Genomic DNA, 434 nt, shown 5'->3' on the forward strand with positions numbered 1-434 from the left:
GAGATAGTTTGCCCCGGTGGGTAAATTGTCCGCCTGGGATAGTGCCGCCCAGGCGGCAAGATGAGAGTTGAGCGACATATCGGCGCCAAAGGTCACGTCCCGCCAGGCGCCGTCCTGCATGCGGTTCGCCCCGCCGAAATCCGTCGTCAACTCCTGGTTATAGCTCACCTGAGCCCACGGATGTACGCCCCATAGCTTCTGATAATCGACCCGCCAGCCCAGCGTATTCACGTAGCCGGTTCCGGCCGCATTGCGGGTAAGCGGCGGCGACGTCAGATCGGAGTGTAAACTGGCGACCGGGCCGGACGTCATCCCCTCGGTCAGAGAGAAATTCCAGCCGACGCTCATACCGCGTGCGCTATCCACCGGAGAGACCGCCTGATTAAACGCCAGTCCGGAAGGATCGTCGGACGCATTTATCCGCTCCGCGAGAA

General features: G+C 61.5%; 1 protein-coding gene. It reads right to left on the reverse strand.

The genetic code is table 11. The features are described 5' to 3' along the window. Positions 1-434: autotransporter outer membrane beta-barrel domain-containing protein (locus tag EEB19_RS26420; protein WP_187590295.1), on the reverse strand; the 434-nt coding region annotated here is incomplete at both ends.

Source organism: Gordonia sp. OPL2 (genome assembly GCF_003797825.1).
Classification (GTDB): Bacteria; Actinomycetota; Actinomycetes; order Mycobacteriales; family Mycobacteriaceae; genus Gordonia.